General features: G+C 65.1%; 15 protein-coding genes. All 15 read right to left on the minus strand.

The features are described 5' to 3' along the window. Window positions 1-33: 33 nt before the first annotated feature. The 15 genes from BKY27_RS11465 to BKY27_RS11535 all read right to left on the minus strand — a co-directional run bounded on the left by BKY27_RS11465 (window position 34) and on the right by BKY27_RS11535 (window position 15,307). On the minus strand, window positions 34-651 hold the full coding sequence (locus BKY27_RS11465) for a DUF6778 family protein (protein ID WP_071674627.1): 618 nt from the start codon (window positions 649-651) through the stop codon (window positions 34-36). 220 nt (window positions 652-871) lie between these two features. Then, window positions 872-1,696, minus strand: a complete 825-nt coding sequence (locus tag BKY27_RS11470; protein WP_071674628.1) for a fumarylacetoacetate hydrolase family protein — start codon at window positions 1,694-1,696, stop codon at window positions 872-874. A 57-nt stretch (window positions 1,697-1,753) separates the two neighbouring features. Then, a complete protein-coding gene (locus tag BKY27_RS11475) occupies window positions 1,754-2,719 on the minus strand; it encodes a FliM/FliN family flagellar motor switch protein (protein WP_071674629.1) in 966 nt (321 codons plus the stop codon). Window positions 2,720-2,791: 72 nt separating this feature from the next. Next, complete coding sequence (locus tag BKY27_RS11480; RefSeq protein WP_071674630.1) at window positions 2,792-5,473, minus strand: ATP-binding protein; 2,682 nt, start codon at window positions 5,471-5,473, stop codon at window positions 2,792-2,794. Continuing rightward, window positions 5,473-5,757, minus strand: coding sequence for a hypothetical protein (locus tag BKY27_RS11485; RefSeq protein WP_071674631.1), 285 nt, complete (start codon window positions 5,755-5,757; stop codon window positions 5,473-5,475). Before BKY27_RS11485 ends, BKY27_RS11480 begins: the two co-directional genes overlap by 1 nt. Next, a complete protein-coding gene (locus BKY27_RS11490) occupies window positions 5,754-6,140 on the minus strand; it encodes a response regulator transcription factor (protein ID WP_071674632.1) in 387 nt (128 codons plus the stop codon). The genes BKY27_RS11485 and BKY27_RS11490 overlap by 4 nt, the downstream gene beginning before the upstream one ends. A 116-nt stretch (window positions 6,141-6,256) precedes the next feature. Then, window positions 6,257-7,588 (minus strand): helix-turn-helix transcriptional regulator, encoded by a 1,332-nt coding sequence (locus BKY27_RS11495; RefSeq protein ID WP_071674633.1) that lies wholly within the window; start codon window positions 7,586-7,588, stop codon window positions 6,257-6,259. Window positions 7,589-7,663: 75 nt separating this feature from the next. After that, window positions 7,664-7,972 (minus strand): EthD family reductase, encoded by a 309-nt coding sequence (locus BKY27_RS11500; protein WP_071674634.1) that lies wholly within the window; start codon window positions 7,970-7,972, stop codon window positions 7,664-7,666. Between the two features lie 194 nt (window positions 7,973-8,166). After that, entirely contained in the window at window positions 8,167-9,153 is a 987-nt protein-coding gene (locus BKY27_RS11505) for an ABC transporter substrate-binding protein (protein WP_071674635.1), read from the minus strand. Window positions 9,154-9,207: 54 nt separating this feature from the next. Beyond that, window positions 9,208-10,137 (minus strand): ABC transporter permease, encoded by a 930-nt coding sequence (locus BKY27_RS11510; RefSeq protein WP_084667952.1) that lies wholly within the window; start codon window positions 10,135-10,137, stop codon window positions 9,208-9,210. After that, entirely contained in the window at window positions 10,134-11,126 is a 993-nt protein-coding gene (locus BKY27_RS11515; protein WP_071674636.1) for an ABC transporter permease, read from the minus strand. Before BKY27_RS11515 ends, BKY27_RS11510 begins: the two co-directional genes overlap by 4 nt. A gap of 95 nt (window positions 11,127-11,221) precedes the next feature. Next, window positions 11,222-12,007, minus strand: a complete 786-nt coding sequence (locus BKY27_RS11520; protein ID WP_071674637.1) for an ABC transporter ATP-binding protein — start codon at window positions 12,005-12,007, stop codon at window positions 11,222-11,224. Between the two features lie 90 nt (window positions 12,008-12,097). Beyond that, a complete protein-coding gene (gene hydA, locus BKY27_RS11525) occupies window positions 12,098-13,561 on the minus strand; it encodes a dihydropyrimidinase (RefSeq protein ID WP_071674638.1) in 1,464 nt (487 codons plus the stop codon). 93 nt (window positions 13,562-13,654) lie between these two features. Then, window positions 13,655-13,936: a hypothetical protein gene (locus BKY27_RS11530; RefSeq protein ID WP_071674639.1), complete on the minus strand. Its 282-nt coding sequence runs from the start codon at window positions 13,934-13,936 to the stop codon at window positions 13,655-13,657. Between the two features lie 120 nt (window positions 13,937-14,056). After that, window positions 14,057-15,307: a Zn-dependent hydrolase gene (locus BKY27_RS11535; RefSeq protein ID WP_071674640.1), complete on the minus strand. Its 1,251-nt coding sequence runs from the start codon at window positions 15,305-15,307 to the stop codon at window positions 14,057-14,059. Between the last annotated feature and the right edge of the window lie 58 nt (window positions 15,308-15,365).

Raw genomic sequence — 15,365 nt, forward strand, 5'->3', positions numbered from 1 at the left:
CCCCTTACCCGGTTTCAGCGGTCTTGCAAACTGTCAGAACACCATGTCGGTGGTCTGGCTTGCGAGGCCGAATTCCTGCCGCGCCCAGCCGATGATCTGGGCCTGGATGCGGTCACGCTGGAAAATGCCCTGCGCCTCTGCCTCGATGGCGTGTTGGCCTCCAAGACCGCGGAACGTGATGTCGATCGGCATTGGGCCGGTCAGCGTCTCGCCGGTTTCGGCATTGCGCACCGTGAAGATGAACTCGATCTCGTGCTCGCCGCCGATGGTATAGCGGGTCCGCTCGGTCAAGGCGTGAAAGCGCGTGATTTCCAGGTTCACGGAAATCGGGGTCGTGCCCTCGGACATCGGGGCAAGGGCGACGCCCAAAGCCTCGTCAAAGATGGCTTGCACCTGCGCGCGGCGGTCGCCGAGCGGGTCTTCACGCCAGACGATATCGGCGCGCGGCTTGATCGAGTTGGCTTCCGAGACCGTCAAGCTCTCGGGCACGACGACGTTGATCTCTTCGACCCGCCAATCGGCCTCTTGTGCCATGATGGCAAGGCGCGACGGCATGGTAACATTCTGCGTCACGTCAACGGGGGGAAGGCTGCTGCATGCGGATACGGCCATGGCGGCCAGTCCAACAAGGATAAGTGCGATACGGTTCATGTCTCTGTCTCCTGCCTGAAAAGCTTCAAACGGCTTTTTTACTGGCGACAGGTTTGACCCCGAAATCGGGCACGATCGTGGAGAGATCTGAGCATTCCCGCGATTTCTGCAATTGCGGACCTGCGATTCCTGCAACATCCGGCCAAACGCCCCGGAATTGTGGCGTATTCAGGGCTGGGGCGCGCGGGGGCGCACCCCGCACGCCCCCGCGCGTCCGGCCTTAGCCCTGCACCACGCGCATACGCTGTTGGCCGAGTCCCTCGACCTCCAGCACCACATCATCGCCCGCGCGCAGGAAGCGCTGCGGCGACATGCCCATGCCGACGCCCGCCGGCGTGCCGGTGGCAAGGATGTCGCCTGCCTGAAAGCTCATGAACTGGCTCAGATGGGCGATCGACTCGACGATGCCGAAGACCATGTCGGCGGTGGTGCCATTCTGCATCGTCTCGCCATTCACCGACAGGCTCAGCGACAGTGCCTGCGGATCGGCGATCTCATCCCCGGTCACCAGCCACGGGCCGACCGGACCGAAGGTGTCGCAGCTCTTGCCCTTGGTGAACTGGCCAGAGCGGTGGATCTGGAAATCGCGCTCGGACACGTCGTTGATGGCAACAAAGCCCGCGATGTGATCCATCACCTCGTCCGGCTCCAGATATTTGGCGCTCTTGCCGAAGACCACGCCAAGCTCGACCTCCCAATCGGTGCTGACCGAGCCGCGCGGCAATTCGATCGGATCATTGGGGCCGCAAATGGCCGATGTCGCTTTCATGAAGATCATCGGCTCTTTCGGTGGGGTCATCTTGGCCTCGGCGGCGTGGTCGGAATAGTTCAGACCGATGCAGACCATCTTGCCGGTGCCCGCGACGGGCGGCCCAAGGCGCGGGTTGCCCTCGACCAGCGGACCATCCGCCCTGAGCGTGCCAAGCCGCCCCAAAACCTCACCCGACAGATCCGGGATCTGGTCCGACAGGTCGCGCAGCTTGCCATCCGCATCCAGAACACCCGGTTTTTCCCGGCCTTTTTCACCGTAGCGCACGAATTTCATTGGGTCGCCCCTCCTTTACCATTTCGGCGCGCATCAAAGGGGCAACCGGCACAGAGGTCAAGCCGGTGGCGCAGCCTCTTTCGACAGGGTCAGCGGCGTCGCGGCAGGGGCGGATGGCGGCGGCGCGGGCGGGGTCAGGCCCGCCCCTTGGGTCAGCCGCAGCGCCCGGTGGCCATCGACCCGCCCCAGCCGGGCGCGGAACCGCCGGGTGCCGGACAGGTCGCACAGCTCAACTCCGGCCAGATCGCCCCGATCCAGCGGCAGCACATCCCCCACCGACAGCGCCTCGATCCGGTGCAGCGGCAGCCAGCGGCGCTGCAGCACCGCCTCCAGCGCCGCGGGTGCCGAAAGCACCGCCTCGCGCCACGCGGCACGCCATGCGCTGTCATCGGGCGGCGGCCCGTCGGGCGGATCGGCCGCGCCGGTGACGGGAACCGCCAACAGAACCCAACCGGTCTTGGCCCCGCCACCAAGGTCGAGCGTCGCACGAAGCAGGTGATAGGGCCGTTCGGGCAACAGCAAATCCAACTGGCGGGCATCGAGCAGCGGCGCGCCATAGGTCAGGGTCTGTGGCCAGTCGATTCCGGTCAGATCGGCCAACTCGCCCTCCAGCGCGCCCAAGAAAAGCCCTGTGAAATCCTTGGCCAGCGCCGCGTCGATCCGTGTCGGCGCGCGGGCCAGTCCCGGCCCGTCATCGACGCGGCCCGTGGTCTGCACCTCGACCAGAGCATCGACCAGACCGGGGTCGAAGAGGCACACCGCCCGCCGGTCTTCGCCCGCCTCCAACAGGGCGATCAACCCGTTCTCGGGCATCGCCGCCATCAGGTCGGCCACGTGCACATCCCATTGCGGGGCTTCGCCCGTGGCCTGTGGCCGAAGGCCGGCATAGGGCGCGCCCGCTTTGCCAAGCGCGCGGGCCAGCGCCGTTTCCACCCCCTTGGGACGGGGCGGGGCATTGGGCGCGCGCGCGCCGCGGGCGCGGATCTTGCGCCGCAGGCCCGGATTGAAGCCGCTGCTGGACATGACTCTCCTGCTCATGCGGGACGGGGGCCGCCCTGCATCCCCCGTTATCAGCCACAGGAGGTTAAGAAACCGTCAAGCTGCCTTCAGCGACCGCGACGGCAGCCGCACCCGGAACGAGCCGCCGCCGCCGCGATGGTTATAGGTCAGGCGGCCGCCAAGGCGCTGCATGATCTCGCGGCTGATCGCCAGACCCAGCCCAGCCCCCTGCGCATCGCGGGCGGTCTCCAGCCGGGTGAATTTCTCGAAAATCAGCGTCCGCTGCCGTTCGGGAATGCCAGAGCCGTTGTCGGCGAATTCCACCTCCACCAGCCCCGGCTGGCGCACCACGCGAATGCGCAATTCGGGACGGTCGGCATCGCAATATTTCTGCGCGTTCGAGATCAGGTTGATGAAGACCTGCACCAACCGGTCGGCATCGGTGTGCAGGGCGATCTGCTCGGCGGCACGGTCACGCAGGATGTGGATGCGCCCCCCCGCTTCCAGCACGCCCGAGGCCGCCTCGGCCTTGTCCAGCACTTCGCAAAGCGTCGCATCGCTTTCGTTCAGGGTGACGCGCCCATGTTCCAGCACCGACAGGTCCAGCAGATCATCCAGCAGCCGCGTCAGACGCAGGCTCTCGTCATGGATGATGTTGGAAAACCGCAGCCGCGTTTCCGCATCCAGCGCGTCCTCTTGCATCAGCAATTCGGAAAACGCGCGGATCGAGGTCATCGGCGTGCGCAACTCGTGGCTGATCTGGCTCAGGAACGTGTCCTTCTGGTCGGCCAGTTCGGTCAGCTTCTGGTTGGCCTCGCGCAGCCGGGCGGCGGTGCGGGTCAGTTCCAGCGATTGCCGTTCCAACCGGCTGGAATATTCCATCATCTGCGCGGTCTCGTCGGCCACTGCCAGCAGATCATGCACCGATACCGTCGCCCCCCCGGTGATCTGGTAAACCATGGCATGGGCCGTCGCCGCGCCCACCGATCCCGCCAGCTCGCGTTCCAGCATCTTCAGGAAATCGGGGTTCGGGTCGGGCAGGCTTGCGGCGCGCCCCTGCGCCGCCGCCGCCTCTTGAAACAGGCGCCCGGCCCGTCCGGTGCCCAGAATCCGCTGCGCCATGATCAGCAAATCATCCGCCGCAGCCGCCGCCCCCTGCCAGCCCGGCGTCGGGGCGGAATGGTCGAAGACATTGACGAATTGCGCGCCCTGCAACCGTTCCATCGGCGACGGAAAGGTGATCAGCGAAATCAACGTAAAGAAAAACGCGTTGGCCCCAAGCGACAACACCATCGCGGTCAACAGCGGATCGGCGCCGCGCAGCCCCAGCGGGGTCGAGGGCCGCAGCCAGCCGATCCCGAAAGGCCCATGCGCCAGAACCCCGCCCATCAGGTCCGAGGTGGCCGCATTGGGCAACAGCAGCACCCACGCCCAGATCACGAACCCCACCGAAATCCCCGATGCCGCCCCGGCCCGCGTCGCCCCGCGCCAGAAAATGCCGCCCAACAACGCTGGCAGCACTTGCGCCACGCCCAGAAAGGCGATCAGCCCGATCGACGCCAGGGCCTCGGACCCGCCGGATAATTGATAATAGATCAGCCCAAGCGCCAGCACCCCGATGATGCTGAGCCTGCGCGCCATCAGCGCCACGCGCCGCATGTCGCCCGACATCGGGTCTTCGCCCTGCGTCACCTTCAGCCAGATCGGCACGATGATATGGTTCGACAGCATGGTCGACAGCGCCAACGCCGCCACGATCACCATCGACGTGGCCGAGGAAAACCCCCCAAGGAACACCAGCAGGGCCAGCCCGTCGCGGTGAAATGCCTGCGGCAGGGTCAGAACATACAGGTCCGGGTTCGCCCCCTCGGGCATCACCTGCAACCCCACCACCGCAATCGGCACCACGAAGAGCGACATCAGCAGCAGGTAGAGCGGAAAGGCCCAGGCCGCCGTCGCAAGGTGGCGCTCGTCGGCGTTTTCCACCACCAGCACCTGAAACATGCGCGGCAGGCACAGGATGGCCGCTGCCGACAAGGTCGTCAGCCCGACCCAACGGGCGCCGTTCGAGGTCCAGTCGGCAATCGGGCTCGCCTCGATCCGCGCCAGAATATCCGCCGGGCCGTCTGCCACGCCCCAGACCACGAAACAGCCCACGGCAATCAGCGCGGTCAGCTTGACGATGGCCTCCAGCGCGATGGCCGAGACAAGACCGGGGTGGCGTTCGTTCACATCCAGCGACCGCGTGCCGAAGATGATGGTGAACAGCGCCAGCCCCCCCGCGACATAAACCGCCGTCGTGTCCGTGCCATAGGCCGCGAAAGACCCCGGCTCGGCAAAGACCGAGAACGACAGCGTCACCGACTGCAACTGCAGCGCCAGATAGGGCGTCGTGCCGATCACCGCCAGCACCGTTACCAGCGCCGCCAGCATCCCCGATTTGCCGTAGCGGCTGGAAATCATGTCGGCGATCGAGGTGATCCGCTGCGCCCGCCCGATCCGCACCATCTTCCGCAACAGCCAGAACCACCCCACGAAGACCAGCGTCGGCCCCAGGTAGATGGTCATGTACTCCAGCCCCGACCGCGCCGCCGACCCGACCGCGCCGTAAAAGGTCCAGGCGGTCGTGTAGATCGACAGCGACAGCGTGTAGACGAAAGGGGAATTCAGCCACGCCGCCCGCCCCTGATCGGCGCGCTTTTCCGCCAGAAAGGCAATCGCGAACAGCCCCGCCACATAGACAAGGCAGAAAATGACCAGCCGGTCCAGCGACAGCATCAGCCGCCCTCCGGCCCGTCACCGGGCCCGCGCTGGCCGTCCTCGCTCGGAAAGGCCCGCCCCAGCGGCACCGACAGCGCCGCGGCCAGCCCCACCAGCGCCAGCCAGACGAAAAAGAAATAGACCAGCCAGCCCGCCGTGCCGCCGCCCACCCCGGTATCCGAGGTCAGGATGAAGACCGGCCCGAAAAACAGGAATGTGCCCAGCACCGGCGCCAGCCGCGCGGCATCCTGCAACCGGTTGCGCCGATAGGTCCGGCGTTCGAGAAACAGCCGCCGGTTCATGTCCCGGCCGCCGCCCCGCCCTCGGCCACCCGGCGTAGGGTCTCGACCATCTCGGCATTGGAAAACGGCTTGGTCAGATAGGCATTGGCCCCAAGCGCCAGCGCAAGATCGCGGTCCTTGGACTGGCCCTTGGCCGTCAGCATCAAGACCGGCAGGTCGGCGGTCTCGGCCTGCCCGCGCAGATCGCGCAGGATATCCAGCCCCGAACGCCCCGGCAGCATCACGTCCAGCACCAGCACATCGGGGTTCAGCCGGGCAACCTCGGCCACCGCCGTGGCGCCGTTGCCATGGCCGCTGACCTCCCATCCGTCACGCGACAGGATGAAGCTGATCGCCTCGAAAATGTTGATCTCGTCCTCGACGAGCAGAACGCGGCTCCCCAACCTGGTCCTCCCCACCATTTTGCGGACTGTCGGGATAGGTTGCCGATGGCCCGCCCATTGTCAAACATTTGTTCCTTTTTGACGCTTGCTCGGCGCAGCCCCCTCCGCACATCCCCCTATCCGAAACGCCCCTCGGCGCGACGCGCAGGGCAGGCCTCGCGCGGGCACAGCGCGCAGCCCGGTCCCACCGGCAAGGTCTCGCCCACGGTCGCTTCGTCCTCCGGCAGGGCGCGCAGCAGCATGGTCGCCTCCAGCACCGGTGCCCCGCCGAACCCCGCCGGGCCAACCGGCTGGCTGACGGCCCAGGCCCGGAACAGCCCCCCTTCGGGCAGGTCCAGCACCGCGCTGTCGGGCACCATAGGCCGCCCCAGCGCCCGGTACATGGGCCACAGCGGGCAGCCCGAGCCATAACGCGGGATCGAAAAGGCGCTGATCCGGCGACGGAACAACAGCGCCCCCGAGGCGTCGCAGATCGCAAGGCCAAAGGCCGGCACCGCCTCGGAGCCACCCTCCGGCAAGGTCGCCAGCCGTCGCAACAACAAGGCCGCATCCCCGCCCGCCATCGCCAAAAGCGCCTGCGGCTCGAACGCCGCCGCCGCCGCCGCCGCCAGAAACCCCTCGAACGGCAATCGCGCCGCGTCCTCGGCATACCGGGTCAACACCTGCTCGGCCAACGCCCGCGCGCTCGGCTCCTGCAAGGTCTCCATCGTATCCAGAACGGCCGGAATCGCCGCCGCTCCCTCGGCTTCGATCCCCGGAAAATGATGGCCCGACTGTTCGAACGCCGCCTCGACCTGTTCCTGCGGGGTGGTCAGCACACCCTTGCGCGCGCCCTGCCCCTCGAAATGCGCCAACAGGTCGGTGGCGCTCAACGACAGCCGCTCCGCCTCCTCGTGCAGGTTGCGGTGAAAGCGCCCGCGCCAGACCGGATCGAGGTCGGCCTCGCGCACAAGGATGTCCGACGTCGAGCGAATGGCGGCCACGGTCGACAACACCTCATGCATCGAGCCCGCCAGCACCGGGTCATGGCCCAACCGGTCCTGCAACCCCTCGACCGCCGCCTCCAGCGCCGCGATCCGCTTCTGCTGGTCCGCGATCAGCCCGGTCCAACCGGGAAACCGCCCGGCCAACTCGTCGATCCGCGCGGTCTCGGGTGGCGGGCCAAAGCGGGGCCCCGCCTTGCGCGCGGCGGCCTGCAACATGTCCTGCAAGGTCGCGTCCATGCCTTGGCTCAGCCGCGCCGGTTCCACCTGCAAGGCCTTGGCGATATCGAGCAGCAGCTTGCCCCCGATCCGGCGCCGGTTGTGTTCGATGAGATTCAGGTAACTGGCGGAAATCCCCACCATTTGCGCCAGGTCGCCCTGCCGCACCGCCTGCGCCAGCCGCCGTTCGCGGATACGGGTGCCGGTCAGGGTCTGGCGGCGGGGGGGCGGGGGTTTCACGGGCATGGCAGCGGCTCCGGCCGGTCTTGACACCGCCAGTTAACAGGAAAACTGTTTTTGGTCAAAGACCTGTTGTCGTGTTTACAACGTCACCCCGATCAACATGTCCGGCTGGCTATTGGTGAAATTGGGGATGTCCTCCAACAGCGGCCCGGCCTTGGCCAGCGCCGTGTTCATCGCCGCCTCGTCGGGAAAAGACAACGTTGCGATGGCGAAATAACCCGGCGGCGTATCCGGTCCGCCCGCCAGCCCGCGCGAAACAGAGGCGTTTTCGGCGACCGTGTGCCCCCAGACCTCGCTCACCAGCGGCAAATGCGTGTTGACGTAGTAGTCAAAGTCGAAGGTCTTGCCTTCCCCCGTCGGGTAGATCACCTGAACTGTCATGGCCATGGTCATGTCCTCCCACAAAACCAGACTATATCACAGCTCGCGCCGCCCCATTTCATCTTGGCAAAAATATCTCTGCAACTACCCCATTCCCGCTCTGGCCGGGCTCCCTGCAACAGGGGCCCACAGGCACCAGAATAGAGCGGCGCGGCCCGCACCAGCGGACCGCGCCACATTTTGACAAAAGGACGAACCGCTTATTCAGACAGCGCCATGTCCGTCACCACATGGGTGAACGCGCCGTCCGGTTGCATGGTGATCACCGGGTCCGAGCCACCGGCCAGCAACGTGTCCACCGTGCGCTGATAGGCGTCCTCGTCCAGCGTCCCGTCCGAGCCGTCGGTCAGCTGCGCGACTTCGCCCATCATGCGGATCTGGTGCTGTTCGGTCTGCGCGCCGCTCTCGTCATAATCCAACACGATCATCGCCGCCTCTTCCGGGTGCTCCGCCGCCCAGTCCCAGCCACGCATCGACGCGCGCACGAAGCGGGCCATGCGGTCGACGAAGGCCGGATCGTCAAGAGACTCTTCCAGCACGTAAAGCCCGTCTTCCAGCGTCGCCACTCCCTGATCTTCATACTGGTAGGTGATCAGGTCGTCGGGGCTGACGCCCGCGTCGATCACCTGCCAATACTCGTTGTAGGTCATGGTCGAGATACAATCCGCCTGACGCTGCAACAGCGGATCGACGTTAAAGCCCTGTTGCAGAACCTCGACGCCGTCGGCGCCGCCCTCGGTCGGAATGCCCAACTGGCTCATCCAGCTCAGGAACGGGTATTCATTGCCGAAGAACCACACGCCCAGCGTATGACCGGGGAAATCGGCGGGGCTTGCGATGCCCGCATCCGCCCAGCAGGTCAGCATCATGCCCGAGCGGGCGAAGGGCTGCGCGATGTTGACCAGCGGCAGACCACGTTCGCGCGCCGCCAGCGCGGCGGGCATCCATTCCACGATCACATCGGCCCCGCCACCGGCCAGCACCTGCGGCGGCGCGATGTCCGGGCCACCGGGGTTGATCGTGACATCCAGCCCCTCGTCCTCGTAATAGCCGTTCTCCAACGCCACGTAATAGCCGCCGAACTGCGCCTGCGTGACCCATTTCAACTGTAGCGTCACCGCGTCCTGTGCGGCTGCCGCGCTTGCGGTCAGGCCAAGCGCCACCGCCGTTGTCATCAGGATTTTCATGGGAAGTACCTCCGTGTTGGTCGTTGGTTTTTTCAGGTTGTTGTCGTGTCGTTTTTACCGCCCGGCCCTCTGCGAGGGATGCCAGAAGGTGAGCCGTTTCTCCGCCAGCGTCACCACTCCGTAAAAGGCCGAGCCCGCGACCGCGGCCACCGCGATCTCTGCCCAGACCATAGCCAATTCCAGCGTGCCGAAAGAGGTCTTGATGCGAAAGCCCATGCCGACGATGGGCGAACCGAAGAATTCGGCCACGATTGCCCCGATCAGCGCCAGCGTTGTCGAAACTTTCAGCCCGTTGAAGATGAAGGGCATCGCCGCGGGCAGCCGCAATTTCAGAAAACTCTGCCAATAGCTGGCCGCATAGGTGTGCATCAGGTCGCGCTGCATCGCCTGCGTATCCTTCAACCCCGCCACCGCATTCACGAGGATCGGGAAGAACACCATGACCACGACCACCGCCGCCTTCGATTGCCAGCCAAAGCCGAACCACATCACCAGGATCGGCGCCGTGCCGACGATGGGCAACGCGGCGATGAAATTGCCCACCGGCAACAAGCCCCGTTGCAGGAAGGACGACCGGTCCACCGCAATCGCCGCCCCAACGGCCAGCACCGCGCCCATGACATAGCCCGACAGCGCGCCCTTCACGACGGTTTGCACGAAATCGGCCCACAGGATCGCGGGCGAGTCGATCAGCGCCACCCAGATATCCGACGGCGCTGGCAAGATCACCGGGCTGATCTCGAAAAGCCGAACGGCCATCTGCCACAGCACCAACAGCGTGATGCCGAAGATCGCAGGCACGACGAAGCGCCTGGCCGCGCCGCCCCTGCCCGACAGCACGATGTTCAGCCCCCATGCCGCCAGCCACACTGCCAGCACAAGGCCCAGACGCCAATCCGTCACCGCGCCGATCACCACCGCCGCAACCGCGACGCCAATCCCGCGCAGGCCAATCTGCGTCTGTCCCAGACTCATCGCCGTCATCGCACCAGCCCCAGTCTTGTCAGCGTCCGCTTCTCGATCGCCCCGATCAACCATACCAGCCCCGCCGCGCAGACCGCCGCCATGATCAGAGCGGCCCAGATCTGCACCGTCTGGCCATAGTAGCTGCCCGACAGCAGCCGCGCCCCAAGGCCGAAGCGGGCCCCTGTCGGCAGTTCTGCCACGATGGTGCCGACCAGCGCCGCCGCGATGCCGATCTTGAGCGAGGCAAAGAGATAGGGCAGCGAGCTTGGCAGGCGCAGTTTCCAGAACTCCTGCGGGCGGCTCGCGGAATAGGTGCGCAACAGGTCAAGGTCCATCGACCCCGGACTGCGCAACCCCTTCACCATGCCGACCACGACCGGGAAGAAACTGAGATAGCTGGAAATCAGCGATTTTGGCAGCAGGCCCTGGATGCCCATGGCGTTCATCACCACGATGATCATCGGTGCAATGGCAAGGATCGGGATGGTCTGGCTGGCAATCGCCCAAGGCATGACCGACAGGTCCATCGTCCGGTTATAGACGATCCCCACCGCCAGCAGGATGCCAAGGCCAGTGCCGATGGCAAAGCCGACCAGCGTCGGCGCCAGCGTCTTCCACGCATGGTAGATCAGCGACCGGCGGTTCTCGATCACCCGCAGGCAGCCGTCCGACAGGCCGGTCCAGTTGTCGCTCTCGGCCCCCCAGCCCTGCCATTCGCAACCGCGGGCAAGGCCGACCGTATTGTCGTAGATTTCGACCACCACGTCCTGTGGCTGCGGCAGGCGCGGCCGTTCAAAGGCATAGGCCGCGGGCAGAACATCGGGATTGTCCAGCATCAGGCGGATCAGCCCGGTCTCGGATTGCTCATCAGGCGTCGCCGGCGTCACCGCCTCGCCGCCTCGCGTCGCCGCATCCAGCGCAAGGCGAAAGTTCATCGGCCCCACGGCCAGATACCAAAGCCCGAGGATCACCGCGACCACGGTCAGGATGGGAACCGCGCTACGCATGGCCACCCCCCCGGAATGTGTCCAAACCGGCGTACGGGGGGTGTACAGGGGGTGTACGGGGGGTGCACGCCTGACAACGGCCCATTTCAGCGCCCTCAGTCATCATAGGCATGGCCAGCCCGCAGCCCCTCCCGCACCCGGTGGGCCACTGCCAGAAACTCCGGCGTGTCCCGAATATCAAGCGGCCGCTCTTTGGGCAGAGGGCTGTCGATGATGTCGGTGATGCGCCCCGGTCGCGGGCTCATCACCACGATTTTCGTAGATAAATAAACGGCTTCCGGGATCGAGTGGGTGACGAAGGCAATGGTCTTGTCGGTCCGCGCCCAAAGCTGCAGAAGCTGCTCGTTCAGGTGGTCGCGCACGATCTCGTCCAGCGCGCCGAAGGGCTCGTCCATCAACAGCAGATCGGCATCGAAGGCCAAGGCCCGCGCAATGCTCGCCCGCTGTTGCATCCCGCCCGATAGCTGCCAGGGATACTTCTTTCCAAACCCTTCCAGATCAACCAGTTGCAAGACATTGTTCACCCGCTTTTCCTGCTCGGACCGGAGAAAACCCATGATCTCCAGCGGCAGCTTGATATTGCCCGCGATCGTGCGCCACGGATACAGCCCCGCCGCCTGAAACACATAGCCATAGGCCCGGTTGCGCCGCGCTTCGTCCGGGCTCATCCCGTTCACCGTCAGGCTGCCGCCCGTCGGCTCTTCCAGCGCCGCGATACACCGCAGAAGCGTGGTCTTCCCGCAGCCCGACGGCCCGATGAAACTGACGAACTCGCCCTTGTCGATCCCCAGATCCACGTCCTTCAACGCATGGACCGGGCCGTCATTCGTCTGGAAGACGAGATTGAGGCCCTCGGCCTTGATCACTGTTTGCTGGCTCAAACCTTATCCCTTCGGCTGCCCGGGTTCGTGCCCCGGATCTTGGCTGGCAACCGCCCCGCAACACGCGGGGCGGCAACGGTTTTTTTCGGCTCAGATCCCCGCCGGAATGTTCATCGGATCACGATGGATCTGCTTGGGCGCGGTCAGCGCCTTCCATTTCGACAGCGCCTCATGCGCCGAGGGGAACGGCGGGCGTGGCACGAAACGGCCCCGGCCCGGCTGCGGTTGGCTGTTCTGCCCCCAGGCCCAGATCACCTCGCCCCGGCTCAGCGTGTAGCGCGCCTGCGCCTTGACCTCGAAGCCCTCGAAAACGTTGTAATCGAGGATCGAATGGTGGTTCGAAGAACTGATCGTCTTCGAAATCTTCGGATCCCACACCACGATATCGGCATCCGCCCCTTCAACCAGCGCGCCCTTTTTCGGGTAGATATTCAGGATCTTGGCGACATTGGTCGAGGTTGCGGCAACGAATTCATTGGGCGTCAGGCGGCCGGTTTCGACACCGCGCGTCCACAGCACCGCCAGCCGTTCTTCCAACCCGTTTGAGCCATTGGGAATCTTGGTGAAATCTTCGACGCCCATCCGCTTCTGCTCGGTCGAGAACGCGGCGTGGTCGGTGGCCACCACCTGCAAGCTGCCGGCCTGAAGCCCGTGCCACAGGCTGTCCTGATGCTCCTTGTTGCGGAAAGGCGGGCTCATCACCCTGCGCGCGGCGTGGTCCCAGTCCTTGTTGAAATATTCCGATTCATCCAACGTTAGGAATTGTATGAGAGGTTCTCCGTAAACGCGCATCCCCTTCTGCCGCGCGCGCCGGATCGCCTCATGCGCCTGCTCGCAACTGACATGCACGATATAAAGGGGCACGCCCGCCGCATCGGCGATGGTGATCGCGCGGTTGGCCGCTTCGCCCTCGAACTCGGGCGGACGGGAATAGGCGTGGCCCTCGGGTCCGGTGATGCCCTGCTCCAGCATCTGCTGCTGCATGTCGGCCACGAGGTCGCCATTCTCGGCATGGACCATGGGCAGCGCGCCCAGTTCCTTGCACCGCTTGAACGAGGCGAACATTTCATCATCCTCGATCATCAACGCGCCCTTGTAGGCCATGAAGTGCTTGAACGAATTGACGCCCATGTCGACGGCGTCCTTCATCTCGTTGAAAATGCTCTCGTTCCAGCCCGTGACGGCCATGTGGTACCCGATATCCGAACAGATCTGCGGCGCCGATTTGCGGTGCCATTCATTGATCGCGTTCTTGATGCTGCCATCGGCCCCCGGCAGGCAGAAATCGACCAGCATCGTGGTGCCGCCAACAGCAGCGGCCCAAGTGCCGGTCTGAAACGTTTCCGCCGCCGTGGTGCCCATGAAGGGCATTTCCAGATGGGTATGCGGGTCGATCCCGCCTGGGATCACATAGGCCCCTTCGGCGTCGATATATTCGTCGCCCTTCAGATCCTCGCCGATCTGCTTGATGGTCTCGCCTTCGATCAGCACGTCGGCTTTCCACGTGCGGTCGGCGGTGCAGACCATGCCGCCCTTGATGACCTTGGTCGTCATTGTCGTTTCTCCCTGTCGTCTGTCGCCCCGCCCTTTCGGCGCGGCGATTGGCTTTTCGGTTTCAGGACACGGGCGGCGCACCACCTTGCCCTGTTACATGTCGTCGGGCCTTTCGCGCGGCGGGTCGCAGACCGGAATGCTCTCTTCGTCGCGGACCGGAACCCAGACGGTTTCCAGCGGGCCGTAGCGCAGGTACCAAAAGCAGCCATCCGGCCCTTGCAGCAGCTCATCCAGCGGGGTCGAGGCGGGAACCCGCGCCCAGACTGCCTGCGGCACCTGATCCCGGCTGGTCGGGGTCGAGCTGGTCCCGACACAGCCCGCAAGCAGGGCGCAGAGCCCCGCAATCCCGATCACGTTCAAACTGTTATGGCGCATATGGTTCCCGGCCCCTGTTGGTTTTGTCACAGAAAGCGAGGGGCGGCGCCGATCCCGGCCCGGCCCTCTGCGCCCCGACCTTAGAGCAAGAGGCCGAGACCGCGAAGACGCCAGAGGCCCTCACTCCACGATCTCCGCCGTTTCGACGACCGCGTGGAACAGGACGTTGGCCCCGGCCTCGGCCCAGGCGGGGCTGATCTCTTCGGCCTCGTTATGGGACAATCCATCGACACAGGGACACATGATCATCGCCGTGGGGGCCACATCATTGATCCAGCAAGCATCGTGACCCGCGCCCGAGACGATGTCCATATGGCTGTAGCCAAGGCGTTCGGCGGCATCGCGCACGGCCGCCACACAGCCGTCGTCAAAGGCGGGCGGGTCGAACTGGCCGACGATCTCGCACGAGAATTCCACCCCGATCTCTTCGCAAAGCTTGGGCGCGCGCTCCATCAACTCGTCGACCATGCCGTTCAGTTTGTCCAACAGGTGGGTGCGCATGTCGACGGTGCAGACCACCTTGCCGGGGATGATGTTGCGGCTGTTGGGATAAACATCGATATGGCCGATCGCGCCCACGGCATTGGGCTGGTTCTTCATCGCGATTTCGTGGACCAGTTCGGTCACCAGCGCCAGACCGCGCCCGGCGTTCTTGCGCATGGCCATCGGGGTGGAACCGGTGTGGCTTTCCTTGCCGGTGATCGTGCATTCGATCCAGCGCAGCCCCTGCCCGTGGGTGACGACGCCGATATCCTTTTTCTCAGCTTCAAGGATGGGCCCCTGCTCGATATGCAACTCGAACATGGCGTGCATCTTGCGGTCGCCAACCGTTTCCGCGCCCTTCCAGCCGATCCGTTCCAACTCGTCGCCGAAACGCTTGCCCTCGGCATCGACGCGATCATAAGCCCAGTCCTGCGTGTGTTTCCCGGCAAAGACGCCAGATGCCAGCATGGCGGGCGCGAACCGCGTGCCCTCTTCGTTGGTCCAGTTCACCAGAACGATCGGGTGTTTGGTCTTGATGCCAAGATCATTCATGGTGCGGAAGGCCTCCAAGCCGCCGAGCACGCCGAGCACCCCGTCATATTTCCCGCCCGTGGGCTGTGTGTCGATGTGGCTGCCCATATAGACCGGCAACGCATCCGGGTCGGTGCCCTCGCGGTAGGCAAACATGTTGCCCATCGTGTCGAGTCCCATGGAACAGCCCGCCTCTTCACACCATGTCTGGAACAGGGCGCGGCCCTTGGCGTCGTCATCGGTCAGGGTCTGGCGGTTGTTGCCGCCCGCGACACCGGGGCCAATCTTGGCCATTTCCATCAGGCTGTCCCAAAGACGCGCACCGTTGATCTTGAGGTTTTCGCCGGGGGCGGACATGTAAACTCTCCCTGTTGTTCACCAGACCTTGGCGGCCATCTTGTGGGGCGTCGGCCCC

The organism is Nioella nitratireducens (assembly GCF_001879715.1).
Lineage (GTDB): Bacteria > Pseudomonadota > Alphaproteobacteria > Rhodobacterales > Rhodobacteraceae > Nioella > Nioella nitratireducens.

Coding starts and splice junctions, on each gene's coding strand:
- BKY27_RS11505 (WP_071674635.1), bottom strand. CDS start 9,153: ATGAAAATCCTGATGACAACGGCGGTGGCGCTTGGCCTGACCGCAAGC.
- BKY27_RS11475 (WP_071674629.1), bottom strand. CDS start 2,719: ATGTCCAGCAGCGGCTTCAATCCGGGCCTGCGGCGCAAGATCCGCGCC.
- BKY27_RS11515 (WP_071674636.1), bottom strand. CDS start 11,126: ATGCGTAGCGCGGTTCCCATCCTGACCGTGGTCGCGGTGATCCTCGGG.
- BKY27_RS11535 (WP_071674640.1), bottom strand. CDS start 15,307: ATGTCCGCCCCCGGCGAAAACCTCAAGATCAACGGTGCGCGTCTTTGG.
- BKY27_RS11495 (WP_071674633.1), bottom strand. CDS start 7,588: ATGCCCGTGAAACCCCCGCCCCCCCGCCGCCAGACCCTGACCGGCACC.
- BKY27_RS11465 (WP_071674627.1), bottom strand. CDS start 651: ATGAACCGTATCGCACTTATCCTTGTTGGACTGGCCGCCATGGCCGTA.
- hydA (WP_071674638.1), bottom strand. CDS start 13,561: ATGACGACCAAGGTCATCAAGGGCGGCATGGTCTGCACCGCCGACCGC.
- BKY27_RS11510 (WP_084667952.1), bottom strand. CDS start 10,137: ATGACGGCGATGAGTCTGGGACAGACGCAGATTGGCCTGCGCGGGATT.
- BKY27_RS11470 (WP_071674628.1), bottom strand. CDS start 1,696: ATGAAATTCGTGCGCTACGGTGAAAAAGGCCGGGAAAAACCGGGTGTT.
- BKY27_RS11500 (WP_071674634.1), bottom strand. CDS start 7,972: ATGGCCATGACAGTTCAGGTGATCTACCCGACGGGGGAAGGCAAGACC.
- BKY27_RS11530 (WP_071674639.1), bottom strand. CDS start 13,936: ATGCGCCATAACAGTTTGAACGTGATCGGGATTGCGGGGCTCTGCGCC.
- BKY27_RS11485 (WP_071674631.1), bottom strand. CDS start 5,757: ATGAACCGGCGGCTGTTTCTCGAACGCCGGACCTATCGGCGCAACCGG.
- BKY27_RS11480 (WP_071674630.1), bottom strand. CDS start 5,473: ATGCTGTCGCTGGACCGGCTGGTCATTTTCTGCCTTGTCTATGTGGCG.